This is a genomic window from Nocardia sp. BSTN01, assembly GCF_015354405.1.
In the GTDB taxonomy this organism is placed as follows: Bacteria; Actinomycetota; Actinomycetes; order Mycobacteriales; family Mycobacteriaceae; genus Nocardia.
The window spans coordinates 1-1030 of the sequence record NZ_JADKYP010000159.1 but is presented as its reverse complement, the minus strand read 5'-3'; the positions used below and the strand labels follow the sequence as shown (position 1 = coordinate 1030).

Annotated in this window: 1 protein-coding gene; it reads left to right on the top strand. The window is 63.7% G+C overall.

What is annotated here, in order from left to right:
* The coding region (locus IRT45_RS36305) for an IS256 family transposase (protein WP_194810263.1) at nucleotides 1–1030 on the top strand (1030 nt) is incomplete at both ends.

Here is a 1030-nt window from a genome sequence, read left to right as displayed (position 1 = left end):
TCCGGACCTGCTGCGCGAGATGATGTCCACCTTCATCCAAGCCCTGATGAGCAACGAAGCCGACGCGGTGTGCGGCGCCGGCTACGGCGAACGATCCGACGACCGGGTCAACTCCCGAAACGGGTACCGCCACCGTGATTTCGACACCCGTGTCGGCACGATCGATGTGGCGATCCCGAAACTGCGTTCGGGCTCGTATTTCCCGGATTGGCTGCTCGAACGCCGCAAACGCGCCGAACGTGCCCTGACCTCGGTGGTGGCCACGTGCTATCTGCTCGGGGTGTCGACTCGCCGGATGGAGAAACTTGTCGAATCCCTGGGTGTGACAAAGCTTTCCAAGTCCCAGGTGTCGATCATGGCCGCCGAACTCGACGCTCAGGTCGAAGCGTTCCGAACCCGCCCCCTCGATCAACGCCCGTACACGTTCGTCGCCGCGGACGCTCTGGTGTTGAAAGTGCGTGAGAACGGGCGCGTGGTCAACGTCCACGCCCTGGTCGCCACTGGTGTCAATGCTGATGGCTACCGTGAGATCCTCGGGATCCAGGTCACCAGCGGCGAGGACGGCGCGGGCTGGCTCGCGTTCTTCCGCGACCTGGTCGCCCGCGGCCTGTCCGGAGTCAGCCTGGTCACCTCCGACGCCCACGCCGGGCTGGTCGCCGCGATCGGAGCCACACTGCCCGGCGCGGCCTGGCAACGGTGCCGAACCCATTACACGGTCAACTTGATGTCGATAACCCCGAAATCGTCGTGGCCATGGGTGCGTACTCTGCTGCACTCGGTGTTCGACCAGGCCGACTCCGAATCGGTGGCTGCTCAATATGATCGGATGCTCGACGCACTCACCGAGAAGTTGCCGAAGGTGGCCGCCCACCTCGACGCAGCGCGCGCGGATCTGCTGTCGTTCACCACGTTCCCGAAACAGATATGGCGCCAAATCTGGTCCAACAATCCCCAGGAACGGTTGAACAAGGAAATCCGCAGGCGCACAGACGTTGTCGGCATCTTCCCCGACCGGCAAGCCATCATCCGG